The following is a 19,673-nucleotide window of genomic DNA, read 5'->3' as shown; positions in this document are numbered from 1 at the left end:
TGTATGATTAAGGCATTATGCTTACAAGGCACCAAGGAGGACCGCAGTATTGTATAGAATGTTAAAAAGGGCGCTTCGTCATAGCAGGAGGCTGAGTCTCACCACGCTGCTGACCGGCATGGTGACTTTGGTGATTCTGTTAACCTCAAGTATTCTTCTGCTAGGTTCCTATGAATCCAAGAAGGAATCCTTGACCGAGACGACGTTACGCCTCAATTATGTCAACGCTGACCGTATGTCGAGAACGATGGATTCCGTATTTGAGTCCATGCGCAACAGCTTGAAGTACAATGCCGGAAGGCTGTCGAATATTAAAGCAATGGTACCCGAGGATGTTAATGAGTCTCTCGATCTGATGCGCAGCAGCAGTAACTTTTTCAATTCCATTACCGTTGTTGAGTCCGGCGGGCTGGTACGCAATGTGTCGCCTGCCAGCCTGGGCACGACCGGCAAGCATGTCACTTCCAGCAACAGCAAGGAAGCGCTGGCGCTCCGCAAGCCGTATATCTCCTCGCCTTACCTCACTGCAAATACCAAGCGGTTAATCGTGTTTTTGAGCCAGCCGATCTTCAGTTCTGCGGGTACTTATCTTGGATTATTGAGCGGTACGATCTATCTTCAGGAGAACAATATTCTCTCTGAGATTTTTGATAACGGCCAGGTGGCGGATACCGGGGCTTACTATTACATAGTGGATTCGGAAGGCCATCTGGTGTATCACCCCGACAAGCAGCTCATCGGCAAGGATGTCAGCAGCAATAAGGCGGTACGGCAGCTCATGCTGAAGAAAAGCGGGAATATGCCCGTCCGCAATACCCAGGGAATTGATATGCTGGCAGGCTACTCCAGTGTTCCAGCCAACGGCTGGGGCATCGTGGTGGTCTCCCCGGTCAGCCAGATTCATCATGAATTGATAGGGCATATTCGCATTCTGATTGGGTATTCATCGCTGCCTTTTATCGTCCTGCTGCTCGGTGTCATTCTGCTGGTGCGCAAATTCACGCGGCCCTTCGTCTATCTGGCGGATGTGGTCAGCCGGATGGGCAAGGAGACAATCAAAATGCAGGATTCGCAGAAATATTGGAGCCGGGAGGCTTATCTGCTGACGGACGGGGTGAAGCTGGCCCTGACAAATATTCAGCAGCAGACCGACCAGCTAACCCACGAAGCCTCGACGGATGTGCTGACCGGGCTTATGAACCGCCGTTCCCTTGAGCATACGATTCATCAATGGATGGACTCCGGGCTTCCCTTCTCGGTAGTAATGCTGGATGTAGACAAATTCAAGCTGGTAAACGATACCTATGGGCATCAGGTAGGGGATGAGGTGCTGAAGCATGTGGTCCGGGTTATCGTTGCTTCGCTGCGCCCTGATGACGTCTGTTACCGTTACGGCGGGGAGGAGTTCGTTATCCTTCTGGCCAGAACGATGCCAACTGAAGCCTTCAGTGTGGGCGAGAGAATCCGCCGGGCGGTCGAACATAGCCAAGCTCCTTCGGCGGGAACGCTGACGGTCTCCCAGGGAATTGCCCATTACCCTACCCACGCGTCAGACCTGGAAGGACTGCTGGAGAAGGCCGATCAGGCGTTATACCTGGCGAAGAGCAGCGGCCGGAACCGGACGGTTGTTGCGGAATAGATGGGGAGGATTTGTGGCATTCGGGCGGAAGGTATCGCACTTTGGCAGCTTTTACGTTATAATCTAGAAAAATTTCTTGAAGGTGGAGCATTGTGAGAATTGGCCATAAAAGATTGCGCCTTCAGACCACCATCACCCTGATGATCTGCCTGATCGTTGTCCTTGTGCTGGTCATTGTCTATGTGATGTTCGGCATGAGGTTCTCCCGTGAGGCGCAGGCCTCGCTGGAGAATAAGGCGGTTACCATTGCCCGGACCGTCTCACGGACGCCAATGGTGGTGGAGGAGCTGCGGGAACCGGCGGATTCCGGCAGCATTCAGCGGTATGCGATGGACATCAGCGCGATTAATGATGTCCAGTTCGTGGTGGTGATGGACATGCAGGGGATCCGCCGTTCCCACCCTGATCCGGGGCTGATCGGAAAGCACTTCATGGGCGGAGATGAGACGGAGGCTCTGCACGGCAAGGAGACCGTGTCCGTGGCTGAGGGCTCGCTCGGCTATTCGGTGAGAGCGTTCTCACCGATCTTCGCCCCGGACGGCGCGCAGGTCGGCGCAGTCGCTGTAGGCATTTCGCTCAGCAGTGTCCGTTCCGCGGTGCAGCAGAACCGCTGGATCATCTACTCAGGGATACTGGTGGGCGGACTGATGGGGACCTTGGGAGCGGTGCTGCTGGCCCGCAAATTCAAGCGGATGATGTTCGGCATGGAGCCGGGCGAAATCGCTAAGCTGCTGGAGGAGCGTAGCGCGATGCTGCAATCCACCAAGGAGGGAATCCTGGCGATAGACCGGGAATCCCGGGTGACGCTGGTCAACGCCGAGGCCCGGAGGCTGATGGGCAGTGTCGGCTTATGCCAGGACCCGCTCGGCAAGCTGGTTGGGCAGCTCTGGCCTCTGCTGCGGATGGAGAAGGTGCTGGAGAACGGGGAAGCCCTGCAGGACAAGGAAGTGGAGCAGAGCGGGATTACACTGCTGGTCAACGTGGTGCCTTTGCGGGTGAACGGGATTATTGAGGGAGCCATCGCTACGTTCCGGGACAAGACTGAGATCACCATTCTGATGGAGCGGCTCTCCGGCATCTCACTGTATGCGGAGGCGCTGCGCGCCCAGACCCATGAATTCATGAACAAGCTGCATGTGATTATGGGACTGAACACGATGCGCAGCTATGACCGGCTGGAGGAGTATCTGACGGATACGCTGCAGAGCATACGGACCGAAGCCGACTCCGTTGTCCGGCAGGTCAAAGACCCGGTGATGGTCGGCTTCCTGCTCGGGAAGCTCAGCAGAATCCGGGAGGCGGATGTGCGGCTGGTGATCCGGGAGGAAGGCGTGCTGCCCGAATGTGCGGATCATGAGGTCTCCCGGGAGCTGGTAACGATTGCCGGCAACCTGCTGGATAATGCGCTGGAGGCAGTCCAGGGTGCAGACAACAAGCAGATCGGGCTTGGCTTCTGTTATGAGGATAACCGGCTGACCTTCCAGGTCAGCGATAACGGTGCCGGGATCTCTGCGGAGGACGGAGCGCACCTGTATGAGCAGGGCTATTCGACCAAAGGCAGCGACCGGGGCGTAGGGCTGTATCTGGTGCGCCGGAGTGTCGCCAAGCTGGGCGGGTCGATTACATATGACAGCCGGGAAGGGGAGGGCACCGAATTCACGGTGCAGATTCCTTATCGGGCGAAGACGGATTAATGCCCGAAGTGTGTGTGAATGATGAAGAGTGTGGATAATTCATGAAAAGGGTGGAGAGCCCACTATGATCAAAGTACTTATCGTTGAAGATGATCCTATGGTGTCGGAGATGAACAAGTTCTACCTCCAGCAGGTGGAGGGCTTCCGCGCGGATGGCTGGGCCAGCTCTGCGGAGGAAGTGCTGGAGATGCTGAAAGAGCAGGCCTATGACCTGATTCTGCTGGACATCTACATGAAAGAGAGCAACGGTCTGGAGCTGCTGTCCGAGATCCGGCGGCGGGGCATCAAGATTGATGTCATTGTGATCTCGGCGGCGAGCGACAAGGAGAGCATCCAGGAAGCGCTCCAGAACGGAGCGGTGGATTACCTGATCAAGCCGTTCGAATTCCCGAGGTTCCGCGCAGCGCTGAACGGCTACCGGGAGCAGAACCGGCTGTTCCGCACCCAGGAGCGGCTGAACCAGTCGGAGCTGGACAAGCTGGCGAGATTCAAGCAGGAACGGACCGCTGTGCCGGAGCTGGCCAAGGGCTTCACCCGCCAGACGCTTCAGACGATTTGGCGGGCGGTGGAGGCCTGCGGCAGCGAGCTGTTCTCCGCCGAGGACATCTCGGCTGTCTCCGGCATCTCCCGCGTCTCTGCCGGCAAGTATCTGGTTGGACTGACCGAGATGGGCGTGCTGGAGATGGACCTCGTCTACGGCAGCATCGGCCGCCCGGTGCAGAAATACCGCATCGCCCCCAGCGGCAAAGGGCTGATTAGTAAGTATTTGTGACAGCTGCGGGCGGATGGGCAAGAGTGAGGGAACCCCGGACGGGACTGGATCATAAGTGAACTAGAATAGATCAGGATTGAACAGGTCTGGACAATCCGAGGCCAAGTTCCACTGCGAATGTTGCGGCGGGGCTTTTTTGCGTTGCGGAGTATGGGGAAATCCTTAGTCTTTGTTCATCGTCGAACTAGACTAACTAGCTTTGAGCGGGTGGAGAGGGGGGGTGAGAGGAGAGGGAGAAATCCCTTTGATGCTGGAGTATATTCAGCTAAGCTGCGTCTACAATATGACGAAATCAACCGCCAAAAGACAGCGCTTACTTTAATAATTTACAAAACCTCTTTATTACTTTCATAAAAACAAAAGCGCTTTCAAAGCCGCTATGATGAGTGTGTAGAAGAGTTAAGGAGGTTAGGTTAATATGCAAAAAGCAATTCAGGCTCCATTATCTGTACCGGAGCAGCAGGTTCAACCTGAAGCTGAGCAAAGCTTCGTCCAGAAGGTCCTGCACTTAAAGGTGGGGGTCATTCCGCTCCCGCTGTATGTGGTCTTTGCACTAATCATCTTTGCGGCATCGGTGTTAGGTGAACTGCCAAATGATATGATCGGCGGCTTTGCAGTCATTATTGTACTCGGGGTACTGCTAAGCGATCTCGGCTTCAAGCTTCCCATTCTCAAGAACATCGGCGGTCCGGCAATTCTCTCGTTAATGATTCCATCGTTCCTGGTGTTCTGGAATGTACTCGACCCTTCGGTACTCGAATCCGTCAACACACTGATGAAGACATCGAACTTCCTGTACCTGTACATCTCGATTCTGGTAGCCGGAAGCATCACCGGGATGAACCGTACCACACTCATTAACGGCTTCATCCGCATTTTCATCCCGATGATGGCCGGAACCATCGCCGCAGTAGCTGCGGGTATGGGCGTAGGGATGCTGCTCGGCTATAGCGCACACCGGACATTGTTCTACATCATCGTGCCAATTATCGGCGGCGGCGTCGGTGAAGGGATTCTCCCGCTGTCCATCGCGTTCTCGCAGATTCTTGGCGGTGAATCCGGCTCGTATGTGGCGCAGATGATTCCGGCGGCGGTTATCGGCAATGTGTTTGCAATTATCGGTGCGGGACTGCTCAAGCGGATGGCTGACAAAAATCCGTCCATCACCGGTAACGGTGTACTCGTGAAGGCAAAGGACGGCCAGAAGCTGGCCGGCAGCACGTATGACAGCCTGAAGCCGGACTTCCTGCTGATGGGCGCGGGACTGCTGTTCGCCTGCGGCTTGTTCATTACCGGACATCTGCTGTCGCCGTTCGTCGGCATTCCGGGTCCGATTCTGATGATCTTCTCTGCTGCGCTGCTGAAGGTATCGAAGCTGCTTCCGGCCAAAATTGAGCAGGGCGCTTATCAGCTCTACAAGCTGGTCTCCGGCACGTTAACCTGGCCGCTTATGGTCGGCCTGGGAATGCTCTACATTCCGCTGAAGGATGTAGCGGCCCTGATCTCGCTTCCTTATATTATTGTCTGTGCTACGGTGATTGTGGCGATGACGATTACCGGTTATTTTACCGGCAAATGGGTCAATATGTATCCGGTTGAAGCAGCGATTGTAACCGGGTGCCGCGGCGGCCTCGGCGGAACCGGCGATGTAGCGATTCTGTCGGCCTCCGGACGCATGGAGCTGATGCCATTCGCCCAGATCTCTACCCGGATCGGCGGAGCGCTGACTGTGGTTTTAGCCACGCTGCTCATCGCTGTATGGGGCGGCTAAGCGGGCTGTCCCAACAGCAGCCCATTCGCATGAAATCGCCTTCAATCGTGTCTAAATCATGGACAATTCGCAGATGTCAGCTTTTGTATTGCCAATCCGTTCATTATCGCGGAGAATGACTACAGGTGCATATGAACGCAGAGTTGACGGGGCTGCATACGGATCTTGAACGGTTCCGGATGCCGGGGAAGCTTCGATAAATATAATGGAAAATCAGAGTAATATGGAACTAACGGTGAACCAGTTGAATGGAGGAGATTAGTATGGAATTATTAGAAGAAATTATGCTGCTGCACAAGGGCGGCAAGCTGGAAACAACCCTGAAGAATCCGATCCGGTCCAAAGAGGACCTGTCCAAGGTATATACTCCGGGAGTAGCGAAGGTTTGCCAGGCGATTGCCCAGGATCAGAATCAGGCCTATGAGCTTACGACCAAGAAGAACACCGTAGCTGTCGTATCGGACGGAACCGCTGTATTGGGTCTTGGTGACATTGGTCCGAAGGCGGCCATGCCGGTAATGGAAGGCAAGGCAGCATTATTCAAGCAGTTCGCAGATGTGGACGCTGTGCCGATCTGCCTGGATACCAAGAGCACTGAAGAGATTATTGCGATTGTTAAGGCGCTGGCTCCGACCTTCGGCGGCATTAACCTGGAGGACATCTCCTCCCCGCGCTGCTTCGAGATCGAGAGCCGGCTGAGAGCGGAGCTGGATATTCCGGTATTCCATGATGACCAGCACGGGACGGCGATTGTGGTCACGGCCGGACTGCTGAACGCGCTGAAGGTCTGCGGCAAGGATATCAAGGATGTCAAGATTGTAGTCAATGGTATCGGGGCTGCTGGAATCTCTGTCTCCAAAATGCTGCTTCACGCCGGAGCCGTGAACCTGATCGGCGTGGACCGGGAAGGCGCGATCAACCGGCAGACGGATTATGAGCGCAGCCACTGGAGCGAATATGCCCAGATCACCAATCCTAATCTGGAAACCGGCGCTCTGTCCGATGTCATTAAAGGCGCGGATGTCTTCATCGGAGTCTCCGCACCGGATGTGCTGAAGCTGGAAGATGTGCTGAACATGGCCAAAGACCCGATTGTGTTCGCCATGGCGAATCCGACCCCGGAGATTGATCCCGTGATTGCCGCGCCGCATGTGAGAGTGATGGCAACCGGCCGCTCCGACTTCCCGAACCAGATTAACAATGTGCTGTGCTTCCCGGGCATCTTCAGAGGGGCGCTGGATTGCGAAGCCACCGATATCAACGATGATATGAAGCTGGCGGCGGCAGAGGCCATTTCCTCCGTGATTGACCCGGCCGATCTGCATGAGAATTATATCATTCCTGATGCCTTCGATCCGCGTGTGGTGGAGAGAATCCGCATGGCTGTAGCCGAGGCTGCATTCAAGAGTGGCGTAGCCCGCAAAAACCTGATGGTCGGCATTAACTGATACAGACACAGATACTATAGAAACACTTAAGGCAGGCTCACGGATGAGCCTGCCTTTTTTGGACCAGGTTGTCCCCGCTTCCTGCTCAGGAAGCCTGCTCAAACTGGCTGTTATACAGCTCGGCATAGAAGCCGTTCTTCGCCAGCAGCTCCGCATGATTGCCGCTCTCCAGGATGTCGCCGTCCTTCAGGACAAGGATTACATCGGCGTTCTTGATCGTGGACAGCCGGTGGGCGATGACGAAGGAGGTCCGGCCTTCCATTAACTGATCCATGGCCTGCTGAATTAAGAGCTCGGTCCGCGTATCCACGGAGCTGGTGGCTTCGTCCAGAATGAGCATCGGCGCATCCTTCAGCATGGCGCGGGCGATGGTGAGCTGCTGCTTTTGTCCGGCTGACAGATTGACCTTATCGTCCAGAATAGTGTCGTACCCGCCGCTTAAGGTCTGAATGAAGTGGTGCAGGCCCACAGCCTTGCACGCTTCCTCCAGCTTGCTGTCCGTAATATCCGGCTGATTATAGACCAGATTCTCGCGGATGGTGCCCTCGAACAGCCAGGTATCCTGCAGCACCATGCAGAACTGGTCATGAATATTCTCTCTGGTCAGGCTGCTGACCGGGACATCATCAATATAGATCTCCCCGCCGGTCAGCTCGTTGAACCGGGTGAGCAGATTCACAAGCGTGGTTTTACCTGCTCCGGTTGGACCGACGATGGCAACCTTTTGCCCGGGCGCCACTTCAGCCGAGAAGTCCTTGATCACCAGCTTCTCCGACCCCTCATAAGCGAACTTCACCCTATCGAACCGCACCCTGCCCTGGGCAGCAGGCAGCTTCTGCGTTTTGCCGCTCTCATCGGCCATTTCCGCCTCCTCCAGAAATTCAAATACGCGTCCTCCGGCGGCGGAGGCCAGCTGCAGATTCTGCGCAGCCTGGGCGATCTGCGACAACGGCTGGGTGAAATAACGCACATACATAATGAAGGCAACGATCACGCCGAAGGAGATGGTGCCCTTCAGCGTCAGCACTGCACCAACGATACAGACGGCGACGAAGCCGAGATTCCCGATGAAGTCCATCAGCGGCGGCATCAGCCCGGAGAGGAATTGGGCCTTGAACGCGCTTCTCTTCAGCCCCTGGTTCAATTCCTGGAAGGTGCTGCGCATCTGCGCTTCACCGTTATAGGCCTTGACCACCTGGTGTCCGGTGTAGACCTCCTCGACATGACCGTTGATTTTGCCCAGGTATTCCTGCTGCCCGGCAAAATACTTCTGCGATTGCTTCATAATCACCGTAATCAGGGCAAAGCCGATGAGGGTCGCCGCGACAGCGGTAAGAGTCATTACAACATTCGTGCGCAGCATCAGAATCATCGAGCCGGTGAACATGGCTGCGGCAGTCACGATCATCGCCACACTCTGGTTCATCGCTTGCCCGATGCTGTCCACATCATTCGTCACCCGGGAGAGGATGTCCCCTGTAGCGGATTTGTTGTAGTAGGAGAGGGGGAGGCGGTTCATTTTGTGCGCGAGATCAGTCCGTAACCCCTTCGAGACCTTCTGGGTCACATACGACATAATCAGCCCCTCCGTGAGCGACAATACCCAGCTGATGCCATAGATCACGGCAAGGGTAAGGCCAATGGCTGCGATACCCTTCATATCAATCGCGCCCGCGAGGCCGGCCGTAATCTTGTCGGTAATGTCCGCCAGCATCTCCGGGCCGAGCAGTGTCAGCACTGTTCCGGCTGCCGCGCTCAGCAGAGCAATCGCGATGACCGGAACATATCTGCGGCTGTAGCGGAGCAGCTTGCTCCAGGTGTTCTGTCCTGTATTCTTGGTTCGCATTAGGCAAGCTCCTCCTTCGTCAGCTGGGAATAAGCAATCTCCTGATAGACTGCGCAGGTCTGCATCAATTCGTCATGGGTGCCCTTCCCGGCCATCCGTCCGGCTTCAAGCACAATGATCGTGTCGGCGTCCTTGATCGTCCCGATGCGCTGGGCCACGATCAGCTTCGTCGCGCTTCGGGCATCCTTCTTCAGCTCGCTGCGCAGCTTGCGGTCCGTCTTGTAGTCCAGCGCCGAGAACGAATCGTCGAAGATGAGCAGCTCCGGCCGCCGGGCAATCGCTCTGGCAATCGACAAACGCTGCTTCTGTCCCCCGGACAGATTGGAGCCGCCCTGCGCGATATGAGCATCATAGCCGCCCTCCAGCTTGTCCACGAACTCTGAGGCTTGCGAGGTGTAAGCTGCATCAGTAACATCGGAGCTGAGGATCTCGCCGGAGCCCTTCCCGCCAAATGCAATATTAGACGCAACCGTCCCGCCAAACAGCACTGCCTTCTGGGAGACATACCCCATGATGCTGCGCAGCACCTGCTGGTCATATTCCTTGACATTAAGCCCTTTGACCAGCACCTCGCCTCCGGTAGCATCGTAGAAGCGGGGGATGAGGTTGAGGAGAGTGCTTTTGCCGCAGCCTGTTGACCCGATAAAAGCCACCGTCTCCCCGCGCTTCACCGTGAAGCTGATGTTATCAAGCACCTCCTCCTCCGCATCGGGGTACTTAAAGCTGACGTCCCTGAACTCCAGCACCGTCTCACTGTCCGCAGGGAAGCGGGTAACCGCTCCGTTCTTCAGGCGGGGAGCCGTCTCCAGCACTTCCTGGATGCGTACGGCCGATACCTGGGCCCGGGGCAGCAGAATGAAGATCACAATCAGCATCATAAAAGCCATCACCACCTGCATCGCATACGATGAGAACACGATCATATCCGAGAATAATCCCAGCCGGGCAGGAACATCAGCGGACTGGATAAGCAAGGCTCCAATCCAATAGATCGAGAGGCTGAGTCCGCTCATGATCAGCGAGATACTTGGCATCAGAGTGGTCAAGACATTGTTCGCGAACAGATTGGTGCGGGTCACCTCGTCGTTCACAGCAGCGAACTTGCCTTCCTGGTACTGCTCGGCATTGTAAGCCCGGATCACCTGAAGGCCGGTCAGATTCTCTCTGGAGGCCCGGTTCAGGTTGTCGGTCAGCTTCTGCAGCCTGGTGAATTTAGGCAGCGCCAGCGCAATGGCTACAGAGACGATCAAGACCAGCAAGCCAACCGAGACGCCTGTAGCGAGCGACCATTGCCAGCTTTTCCCCGTAATCTTGAGGAGCGCCCATACGGCAAGGATAGGGGCCTTGACCAGCATCTGCAGGCCGATGACAATTAGCATCTGCACCTGGGTAATATCATTTGTGGAGCGGGTAATCAGGCTGGGCGTGGAGAAGCTGCTGATCTCCTCCAGCGAGAAGGACTGCACCTTGTCGAACAATTTCGCCCGCAGTCTTGCGGACAAGCCAGTGCCGATCCGGGCGGCAATCCCGGCCACAACGATCGAAGTGGCGACGCTGCCGAGCGCGCATAACAGCATCCACCCTCCGGCGGTCAGAATCTCCCGCAGCTCGCTGCCCGGGGTCTGGACCAGCCGGGTAATCTCGCTCATATAGCCGGGCAGCTCCAGATCCAGCCACACCTGCGCGCTAATAAACAGTAAGCTGATGGCGAACAAGAACCATTCTCCGCGCTCCAGATTCTTCAGTATTCTCAGCATAAGAATGACTCCTTTACTTTAGGTTGCTGTAATCGTAAGGGAGAATGATAAACTGAACATTAACTTTGCGGCTGGTTATAAATACGGAATTCCGGGTAATGAACTGGAGATTTATACAGCATGATTTACCAGAAGTACATAAATTAGATACCGGAGGGAACCAAATGAGCGAAGAAGTGGAAGCGGTCGGCTGGGATGCCATAGAGGAACAGATGACAAGATTGTACGGGGAACAGAAGCCGAAGCATTATGCGGCTATGCTGCCGTATTCGCTGGGGGGCAATGACCCGCTGAACGGAATCAGCGCGTACGAAGCCGAGCGGCCTTATCCGCATTGGCACTTCGTGACCTTTGGCTTCTCTGAGCTGTTCGACAAGGAGTCCGAGGACCCTGAATACAGCGGCTACGGCTTCGAGCTGACCTTCCGGCTGGCGCGCAGTCACGGCGAGCAGGAGCCTCCTGCGTGGGCGATCAATCTGCTGCAGAACATGGCCAGATATGTATTCTCCAGCGGCAACATCTTCGCCTCAGGCCATCATCTGGATGCGAATGGTCCCATCTGCCTGGGGGCGGACACGCAGCTGACAGCGCTGGCCTTCACCGATGACCCGGAGCTCCCAGCCATTGATACGCCTAACGGCCGGGTAGAATTCTTACAGATGGTGGGAATCACCGCAGAGGAGCTGGAGGCGATGATGACCTGGAATACCAACGCCTTCCTTGCGGCCAGCCAGGATGTACTTCCTTACTGTATTACCGATCTTGCCCGGGATTCGCTGCTCCGGCTGCCGGCCATCCAGGAGGCGGTGCGCCAGGGGATAACGCGTGACGGCTCCAAGACAGGGATGCTGTATGTGGATGAATTAGGCTATGAGCCTGCCAAAAACCGGCTGCTGGGCTCTGCCCCGGCAGTCCTGACCATCGGTGCGCGGCAGGCGCCGGTCATTGCCAAGCTGCTGCGCGGCCGTCTGCTGAAGGGCGCGCCGCTGACGCTGACCAGCAAGAAGCTGCAGGTGATGCTGGAGCCAAGACCGCAGAATGAGAGTGTGGTTAACCCGGAATTTGTCAGCATCGGCCTCACAGACGAGGCGGTCCTGGAGCTGGAGACGAAGCTCCAGCCCAAGGAGGGCGAATTCCGGCTGTCCGCCGCCAAAGACCTGAAGGTGCAGATCCGCAAGACGTACATCAAGGACCAGGAGGGCAATGTCGTCGAGACTATCGGCTGACCGATGCGGACGGGTGCTTCGCGGAAGCGGGGAGCAGCAGCGTGAAGGTGGTACCCTGACCGGGAACACTGTCACAGCGGATGCTCCCGCCGTGCAGCTCTGTGATTTTGCGGACAATGGACAGCCCCAATCCGTTCCCGGAAGCCGTATGCGAAGCGTCCTGCTGGTAGAACTTGTCGAAGATCCGGGGCAGAGCGGCCGGGCTGATGCCTGCCCCGCTGTCCTGAAACTTGAATTCAATGTCATCCCCTATTGGCGTCATAGACACCCCAATCTCTCCCTGTTCAGGGGTGAACTTGATCGCGTTGTCCAGCAGATTGAGCCACACCTGATTCAGCAGCTCCTTGTTCCCGTATAACGTATAATCCTTGATATTGGCTTGCAGAGAGAGCTGCTTCTGTTCAATTCTGGAATGCAGCAGCAGAATACACTGGCGGAGCTGCTCTCCGGCATTGAAGGACTCACGGTCGGTCAGGATCCTCTGGGCCTCGACCTTGGACATATTCAGAACGTTCGTAGCCAGTGAGGCGAGGCGGGTGGATTCCTCAATGATAATATCCAGATATTCATCCCGTTCTTTCTTGCTTAGGGCGTCATCCTTAAGAATCTCCGCGAAGCCCTTGATCGACACAATCGGGGTGCGGAACTCATGCGAGAAGTTGTTCACGAAGTCCGTCCGCAGCAGCTCAATACCGCCCAGCTCTTCGGCCATCCGGTTGAAGTTGGCGGAGAGGATCTTGAACTCCGGCGGTTTCTTCAGCTCCAGGCGGGTAGTGAAATCACCTGCTGCCAGCCGCTGCGTCGCGTCAATGAAGCTGCGCAACGTTTTCAGCATTTGACGGCTGGCGAAGAGCGAGGCGACGGTGCCGACGATCAGGCAGGCAATCAGGATTATGAGGGTCAGCATTCGGATGTCCTCGAATACCGCGATATTCAGCACTCCAAAGACGGTTAACAGATAGAGCAAAACTCCGGTGGTCAGCACAATATAGAGGAAGATGATAAATACACCGACAGAAAAATACAGCGAGTTCCCGACCCGCTCTCTCAGCTTCCTGATCATGTCCGCACCGCCTTATAGCCGAGTCCCCGGACAGAGACCAGCTCGAACTCAGGATACGTATCGAACCGCTTGCGCAGGCGGTTGATATGTACATTCACCGTCGTATCCGTAGACTCGCTGTCCATTCCCCAGATTTCGTCCATGAGCTGGATGCGGGTGAAGATCCGCTCCGGGTAGGATAACAGCTTATAGAGCAGGTAGAATTCCTTCTGCGGCAGCGTCTGCTTCTCCCCGTCCCGGGTCACAGTTAACGTGTCATAATCCAACTGAACCTGGCCGATCACCAGCTTGCGGGCGCTCGCGATCTGCGAACGGCGGAGCAGTGCCTGAATCCGCAGCAGCATCTCCTCGGTATCGACAGGCTTGGTCATGTAATCGTCGGTTCCGAGCCGGAAGCCCTTCTTTTTATCCTCAGGGAGCAGCTTGGCCGTCACCATAAGCAGGGGAATCCGGCTGCCGGCCTCCTTAAGCTCTTCAGCGAACGCATACCCGTCCATCTCCGGCATCATAATATCAAGAATAATCAGATCGATATGCCGGACCTCCAGTATCTCCAGGGCCTCGATACCATTTCCGGCGGTGACCACTTCATAGCCTTCGCGCTGCAGAACAGCATTCATCAGCTTCCTGATATGCTTCTCATCTTCTACCACAAGGATCGTAATCATAGGTTCACTCCATAGCTTGCCGTATTTCACCGCTTATGCCCACCATTTTAATAGAAAGCAGGGCAGAAGACAAAATCTTTAGCTTATCTTTAGGCCGGGTTTAGTCTGAATTAAGATTGAGTGACTATATTTATGAGAACAGGTTGACCACACAAAATATAAAAACGGGAGTCGATTATGGCCAAACTGAATCTGTTCATCCGTATCTGCATCGCCGTGCTGCTGGTGCTGGGCATTATCTATGTCGGCACACTGGTGAATTTTATTTTTACTCCGGTGATTTCGTTATTTAATGTAGTGATTGTCCCGTTAATGCTGGCGGTGTTCTTCTATTATCTGCTGCGGCCGCTGATCGACTACCTGGCCTCCCGCAAGCTGAACCGGACACTGGCTATTCTGCTGGTCTATCTGGTCTTTGCGGTGCTGCTGTTTGGATTCACGGTGGGCGTCTGGCCTTCCTTGAGGGACCAGCTGGTGCATCTGATCAATAATATGCCGGGTGTGCTCCGGGCGGTAGGCGACCAGCTGAACCGGCTGGAGAACAGCGATTTGCTGTCGAAGCTGATCCCGGAGGATATGAATCCGGCCAGCCAGCTGATGGAGTATTTAAACAAGGGCTTCTCGCTGGCTACGGGGTATGTGACGGGACTGTTCTCTTTTGTGTCCAACTTTGCCATTGTGCTGTTCACGTTCCCGATTCTGCTGTTCTACATGCTGAAGGAGGGCGGAAAGTTCGGGAACCGGCTGGTGAGCTTCATTCCAAGGCGTTACCATGAAGAAGGCGCGGGGGTAGTAGCGGAGATCGACGGGGTGCTGAGCAGCTTCATTGTTGGCCGGGTGCTGGTGAATCTGGCGCTGGGCGTCCTGATGTATTTCGGGTTCCTGATCATTGGCCTGCCGTATGCGTTAATCCTGACCCTGATCGCGGTCATCATGAATTTCATCCCGTTCATCGGGGCGATTCTGTCGACGGTGCCGATCTTCATCTTCGGCCTGATCGAGTCGCCGTCCACGGCCATCTGGTCGATTGTGGTCGTGCTGGTCGCGCAGCAGATTCAGGATAACCTGGTAGCCCCCTATATCTTCGGCAAAAGCATGGACATCCACCCGATCACGACCATCCTGCTGGTCCTGGCCGGGGGCGACTTCGGCGGCATTATCGGCATCCTGGTTATTATCCCGGTCTACATGATCCTGAAGATCATCGTGACCAAGGTCTACGAGCTGTTCGTCCGTAAGCGGTGGGAGGAGCCGGAGCCGGCAGCGCCTGTGGGACCGTTGGGGCCGGAACCGGGGCGGGAGGCGTGAGCATTGACAGGGCAGGGAAATGTCAGAAAAGGACCGGAACCGCCGTAATGGCGTTCCGGTCCTTTGTTGCGAAAACATATACAGTAAAGCTGGTGCGCGCGCGAAGGCACGTCCGCCAAATGTAATCGAAAAACCGATCACATTCGGCGCTGTAAGGGCGCGCGGACCGGATGTAATCGAAAAACCGATCACATTCGGCGCTGAGTGGGCGCGTGGGCGTAATGTAATCGAAAAACCGATCACATTGTGTTCGCGTGAAGACACGTTAGCCAGCGAGCCTACTCCCGCATCAAAAACGCCCGTGTCCGTTCCAGCTTCGGGTTGCCGAAGATCTCCTCCGGGGTGCCCGCTTCGGCAATTTCGCCGTTGTCCATGAAGAAGACGCGGTCGGCGACATCGCGGGCGAAGCTCATCTCATGCGTGACAATCATCATCGTCATGTTCTCTTCGGCCAGCTGGCGGATGACGCGCAGCACCTCGCCGGTCAGCTCGGGATCAAGCGCCGAGGTCGGCTCGTCGAACAGCAGAATCTCCGGGCTCAGCATCAGCGCCCGGGCGATGGCGACCCGCTGCTTCTGTCCGCCGGACAGGGTGGAGGGGTAGACATCGGCTTTGTCGGCCAGGCCCACCTTGGCGAGCAGCTCCCGGCTTGCCGCCGTGATGTCCTGGACACTCTTCCGTTTCAGGGTCCGCGGGGCCAGCTCCAGATTCCCCCGCACCGTCAGATGCGGGAACAGATTGAAATGCTGGAACACCATGCCCATGCCAGCGGTGATGTCCTTGATCGCAGCGCCGCTGGCATAGTGGCCGTTCTCAACCAATGCTTGTCCGCTGATACGGATGCTGCCCCCGGTCACCTCTTCGAGATGTACCAGACTGCGCAGCATCGTGCTTTTGCCGGAGCCGGAGGGACCGATCACTGCAATGACCTCTCCAGGCTTAATGTCGAAGCTGATCTTATTCAGTACATTAAGACTGCCGAACGATTTCTGCAATTGCGAGACTTCTATTATATTGCTCATGCTGCTCATAGCGGTAACAGCCTTTCTACTCGAATTTGAAACGCTTCTCCAGCGCCTTGAAGAACAACGTCAGCACCAGTGTCATCAGCAGATAGATAACCCCCGCGACGACAAAAGGAACAACAGTGAAATCACGGTTCACCGCCGTTTTGGCGAAGTTCAGCAGCTCGGGCACAGCCACGGCATACAGCAGGGCGGTGTCCTTGACCAGCGTAATCGACTCATTGGCGACCGCAGGCAGCGCCACCCGGAACATCTGAGCGAGAATCACCTTGCGCAGCGTCTGCCACCGGCTAAGACCGAGCACCTTGGCGGCCTCATGCTGGCCTTTGTCGATGGAGAGCAGGCCGCCGCGGAAGATCTCGGCAAAGTAAGCGCCATAGTTCAGAATAAAGCCTAGGCTGGCCGCCACGAAGCGGTCCATGACCAGATATTGCCCGATCACGGGAATCTGCGGCAGGCCGAAGCAGAAGAACAGCAATTGCAGCAGCAGCGGTGTGCCGCGCATGATGTAGATATAGGTGTGGGCAATCCAGGCCAGCGGCTTGAACCGGCTTTTGGCCATTAGGGTGACCGCCATTCCCAGCGGAATGGACAGCACAATCACGATGAGGAACAGCAGCACCGTGGTGCGCGCGCCTTCCAGCATCGGCCCTGAAATCTGGATAATATAATCAATATTCATGGCTTAACCGGCTCCTAAAGAACAATCTAGTTCAATACTTTATTTTCCCCGAACCATTTGGTGGAGATTTCTGCGGCGGTGCCGTCGCTATTCAGCTCGTCCAGCGCCTTCTGCAGCTCATTCAGCAGGGTCTCGTTACCCTTCTTGATCCCGATGCCATACTGCTCAGGGGCCAGCGATTCATCCATCAGCTTGTAGGTATCCGGCTCCTTGGCTATGTAGTATCTGGCTACTACCTCGTCAATGACAACCCCGTCCACACGGCCAGACTTCAGGTCGGTCAGCGCGAGCACATTATCGGTGTATTCGGACACGCCCTTCAGTGAGGCCTTCACCGGATTTGCCTCCAGGGCATCGGCAGCAGAGGAGAGGCTCTGGAGTCCGACCTCTTTGCCGGCCAGATCCTGAAGCTTCGTCAGCGGAGAATCAGCCAGCACGACCACCACCTGGCTGTTCTCCAGATAAGGCTTAGTGAACAATACCTTCTCCTTGCGCTCATCCGTGATCGTATATCCGTTCCAGATCATATCGATGCGCCCGCTGTTCAGCTCCGATTCCTTGGCCGACCAGTCGATTGGCTGGAAGGTGACTTCCTTGCCCATTTTCTCAGCAGCCGCTCTGGCATAGTCAATATCGAAGCCGACAATCTCGTTCTTATCATCGCGGAAGCCCATCGGGGCGAACTTGTCGTCAATCCCGATCACCAGCTTGCCGTCCTTGTTCCCGGAACTGGAGCAGCCGGATAACATGGCGACAGCCAGCACCATTAATAATAGTATCCCTAATCCCTGCTTCTTCATCTCTCTAATCCTCCTAGTAGATTGCGTGCCGCATCCGCCCGCTTTAGTTCGTTAATACGTTATCAGGCTATCATAATAGCATACCATGTGAGCTTATGTCGATAGAGTTCATAGAGACAGATGTGTCCAAAATAAATCCAATTCGCGCACTCCCATAATACGCAAACCGCCCTCATCCCTGCGGAGCAGAGATGAAGGCGGTTACTTGTTACGGCTGAGTTATTTTAGCAGCTTATGTCTATGCTCCTCTAGTATTGCGTATTGCCCGATTGGCTGGTCTTGCCTGAGGCAAAGCCCTTGAATAGGGTAGGGACATTGCGGTAGCGGGTGTTGGTGATTTTGGCGGCGCTGCTGCTGCTGTCTGTACGGAAGATGGAATCCTTCACATTCGAGATGTCGGAGCTGTCCAGCGTGAAGTTGACGGTGAAGGAGGTTCCGCCGTTCTGGCGGGCCAGCTTGCCGATGTCATCCGCCCTGAAATTCTTGATGTTAATCGTGCCCGCAGCGTTGATCTGGAACACTTTATCGTAGGCTTTGTACGCACCCCCGCCGGTAATATTGACGGTGCCGGACGCCTTCAGCGTCAGGGCATCCTCGCCGACATCCAGCCAGGTCACATTGGAGATGGTAGCGTTACCATAACAGTGCACACCGTCTGCGCCGGGAGCGCCGATGATTACATTTTTGAGCGTAGCATTCTTCTCCAGCCGGAAGATCGGCTTCTGGTTCTCGGCCTGGCTGCCGTCCCCAAGCGTATTCGGATTAGCGACGAACGTCTGGCCATTGCCGTTATACGTCTGCTCGGCTGGAACGACAATCGTCGTACTAACCACAATCGGCGAGGCCGCAGAGGCCTTGGGAGGAGCAGCAACATAGAACGAGGACAGCAGGACAGCCGACAGGAGCAAGCTCATTACCTTTTTCAAAAACATTCCGCCCTTCAACATGTAATGGTGATACGATATTAAGGATATTCGGAACACGTGTGCATAGAACAATTTCCTTGTTATGAAATCAATTACCATATATTCGACACATTTAGGCACGGGTGGGAAGCAGGTCTAATAAGGATAACAGCCGGTTAAGGATAACAATGGTAGAATAACAGAATAGCAGTGCAGCAGAAATGGGGGAGATCCAATTGACTCAGGAAGAGCTTATCAACGAGATGATGGAACAGCAAATGAAGCGGGAGAAGGAGGACAAGGTCAAGAAGTACAAGGTGCTGAATACCTATGCCCGCAAGGGACAGACCGTAATGGCGGGGTCGTCGCTGATGGAATTTTTTCCGGTGAATGAATTGCAGCAGACGCTGGACCGGCAGACGATCATCTACAATCGCGGGATTGCCGGGTATGTGACCCGGGAATTGTTGAACACAATGGAGGAATGTATCTTTGAGCTGGAGCCGGCGAAGCTGTTCATCAACATCGGCACCAACGACATCAGCTCTGCGGACGGAGAATATGAGCTGGAGAAGCTGCTGGCGAACTATAACGAAATTCTGACAAAGATCGGTGCGAGACTGCCGGAATGCAAGGTATATGTCATGGCTTATTATCCGGTGAACGCCAAGGCCGATTTTCCTGGAATGGATCAGGCGGCGAAGGACAGCTACTTCCGGACTAGAACGAATGCATCTCTGCAGGAGGCGAACCGTGCTGTGGAGCAATTAGCGTTGAAGCACGGCTATGCGTTCATTAATGTGAATGAGGGGCTGACGGATGACGAAGGGAATCTGAAGGAGGAGTACACGATGGACGGGGTTCATATGTACGGGAACGGGTACTCGGTGGTGCTGCATAATCTTAAGGGGTATTTGTAAAAAGGCAAGAGCGGAGTGGGAGGGCCTTCTGTATTGTGTCAGCTCGTTTCATGATTTTCAGTGTGTTTGTTATAAATTCGTTTGAAATGTAATCGGCTACTTCGATGTTTTCTTAAACATCTCACTTAACACTCGATAAGCCACGTTCT

The 19,673-nt window shown here is 55.2% G+C and carries 16 protein-coding genes; 8 read left to right on the top strand and 8 right to left on the bottom strand.

Annotation, left to right across the window (positions count from 1 at the left end):
* Positions 1 to 58 precede the first annotated feature (58 nt).
* The 5 genes from MHI24_RS06895 (at position 59) to MHI24_RS06875 (ending at position 7,324) form a co-directional block, all read left to right on the top strand.
* A complete protein-coding gene (locus MHI24_RS06895) occupies positions 59 to 1,639 on the top strand; it encodes a sensor domain-containing diguanylate cyclase (RefSeq protein WP_340026622.1) in 1,581 nt (526 codons plus the stop codon).
* Positions 1,640 to 1,731: 92 nt separating this feature from the next.
* The gene (dcuS, locus tag MHI24_RS06890) at positions 1,732 to 3,333 is read left to right on the top strand and encodes a DcuS/MalK family sensor histidine kinase (RefSeq protein ID WP_340024849.1); all 1,602 of its coding nucleotides are present in this window, start codon (positions 1,732 to 1,734) and stop codon (positions 3,331 to 3,333) included.
* Positions 3,334 to 3,397: 64 nt separating this feature from the next.
* Positions 3,398 to 4,105 carry a response regulator gene (locus MHI24_RS06885; protein ID WP_340024848.1) on the top strand — a complete coding sequence of 236 codons (708 nt, stop codon included), beginning with the start codon at positions 3,398 to 3,400 and terminating at the stop codon, positions 4,103 to 4,105.
* Positions 4,106 to 4,523: 418 nt separating this feature from the next.
* Positions 4,524 to 5,876 carry a 2-hydroxycarboxylate transporter family protein gene (locus MHI24_RS06880; RefSeq protein ID WP_340024847.1) on the top strand — a complete coding sequence of 451 codons (1,353 nt, stop codon included), beginning with the start codon at positions 4,524 to 4,526 and terminating at the stop codon, positions 5,874 to 5,876.
* Positions 5,877 to 6,139: 263 nt separating this feature from the next.
* Positions 6,140 to 7,324 (top strand): NADP-dependent malic enzyme, encoded by a 1,185-nt coding sequence (locus tag MHI24_RS06875; protein WP_340024846.1) that lies wholly within the window; start codon positions 6,140 to 6,142, stop codon positions 7,322 to 7,324.
* A gap of 85 nt (positions 7,325 to 7,409) precedes the next feature.
* Here MHI24_RS06875 and MHI24_RS06870 read toward each other — a convergent pair whose 3' ends face one another.
* A complete protein-coding gene (locus MHI24_RS06870) occupies positions 7,410 to 9,170 on the bottom strand; it encodes an ABC transporter ATP-binding protein (RefSeq protein ID WP_340024844.1) in 1,761 nt (586 codons plus the stop codon).
* A complete protein-coding gene (locus tag MHI24_RS06865; RefSeq protein ID WP_340024843.1) occupies positions 9,170 to 10,927 on the bottom strand; it encodes an ABC transporter ATP-binding protein in 1,758 nt (585 codons plus the stop codon). The genes MHI24_RS06870 and MHI24_RS06865 overlap by 1 nt, the downstream gene beginning before the upstream one ends.
* A 164-nt stretch (positions 10,928 to 11,091) precedes the next feature.
* On the opposite strand from MHI24_RS06865, the gene MHI24_RS06860 reads away from it, so the two are divergent.
* Positions 11,092 to 12,153 (top strand): suppressor of fused domain protein, encoded by a 1,062-nt coding sequence (locus MHI24_RS06860; protein WP_340024842.1) that lies wholly within the window; start codon positions 11,092 to 11,094, stop codon positions 12,151 to 12,153.
* On the opposite strand, the gene MHI24_RS06855 is transcribed toward MHI24_RS06860, so the two are convergent.
* Together MHI24_RS06855 and MHI24_RS06850 are read right to left on the bottom strand one after the other, a co-directional pair.
* On the bottom strand, positions 12,143 to 13,216 hold the full coding sequence (locus tag MHI24_RS06855; protein ID WP_340024841.1) for a HAMP domain-containing sensor histidine kinase: 1,074 nt from the start codon (positions 13,214 to 13,216) through the stop codon (positions 12,143 to 12,145). The genes MHI24_RS06860 and MHI24_RS06855 overlap by 11 nt on opposite strands.
* Complete coding sequence (locus tag MHI24_RS06850; RefSeq protein WP_340024839.1) at positions 13,213 to 13,884, bottom strand: response regulator transcription factor; 672 nt, start codon at positions 13,882 to 13,884, stop codon at positions 13,213 to 13,215. The genes MHI24_RS06855 and MHI24_RS06850 overlap by 4 nt, the downstream gene beginning before the upstream one ends.
* Before the next feature lie 177 nt (positions 13,885 to 14,061).
* Here MHI24_RS06850 and MHI24_RS06845 point away from each other — a divergent pair, with 177 nt between their 5' ends.
* Positions 14,062 to 15,192: an AI-2E family transporter gene (locus MHI24_RS06845; protein WP_340024838.1), complete on the top strand. Its 1,131-nt coding sequence runs from the start codon at positions 14,062 to 14,064 to the stop codon at positions 15,190 to 15,192.
* Positions 15,193 to 15,470: 278 nt separating this feature from the next.
* On the opposite strand, the gene MHI24_RS06840 is transcribed toward MHI24_RS06845, so the two are convergent.
* The 4 genes from MHI24_RS06840 to MHI24_RS06825 all read right to left on the bottom strand — a co-directional run bounded on the left by MHI24_RS06840 (position 15,471) and on the right by MHI24_RS06825 (position 18,631).
* Positions 15,471 to 16,214, bottom strand: coding sequence for an amino acid ABC transporter ATP-binding protein (locus MHI24_RS06840; RefSeq protein WP_340026621.1), 744 nt, complete (start codon positions 16,212 to 16,214; stop codon positions 15,471 to 15,473).
* Between the two features lie 25 nt (positions 16,215 to 16,239).
* The gene (locus MHI24_RS06835; protein ID WP_340024837.1) at positions 16,240 to 16,899 is read right to left on the bottom strand and encodes an amino acid ABC transporter permease; all 660 of its coding nucleotides are present in this window, start codon (positions 16,897 to 16,899) and stop codon (positions 16,240 to 16,242) included.
* A gap of 26 nt (positions 16,900 to 16,925) precedes the next feature.
* Complete coding sequence (locus tag MHI24_RS06830) at positions 16,926 to 17,699, bottom strand: amino acid ABC transporter substrate-binding protein (protein ID WP_340024836.1); 774 nt, start codon at positions 17,697 to 17,699, stop codon at positions 16,926 to 16,928.
* Positions 17,700 to 17,947: 248 nt separating this feature from the next.
* A complete protein-coding gene (locus MHI24_RS06825; RefSeq protein WP_340024834.1) occupies positions 17,948 to 18,631 on the bottom strand; it encodes a pectate lyase in 684 nt (227 codons plus the stop codon).
* Between the two features lie 209 nt (positions 18,632 to 18,840).
* Here MHI24_RS06825 and MHI24_RS06820 point away from each other — a divergent pair, with 209 nt between their 5' ends.
* A complete protein-coding gene (locus tag MHI24_RS06820) occupies positions 18,841 to 19,524 on the top strand; it encodes a GDSL-type esterase/lipase family protein (RefSeq protein ID WP_340024833.1) in 684 nt (227 codons plus the stop codon).
* Positions 19,525 to 19,673: the final 149 nt, after the last annotated feature.

The sequence above is a fragment of the Paenibacillus sp. FSL K6-1096 genome, assembly GCF_037977055.1.
In the GTDB taxonomy this organism is placed as follows: Bacteria; Bacillota; Bacilli; order Paenibacillales; family Paenibacillaceae; genus Paenibacillus_AQ.
This window is presented reverse-complemented; position numbering and strand designations above follow the sequence as displayed.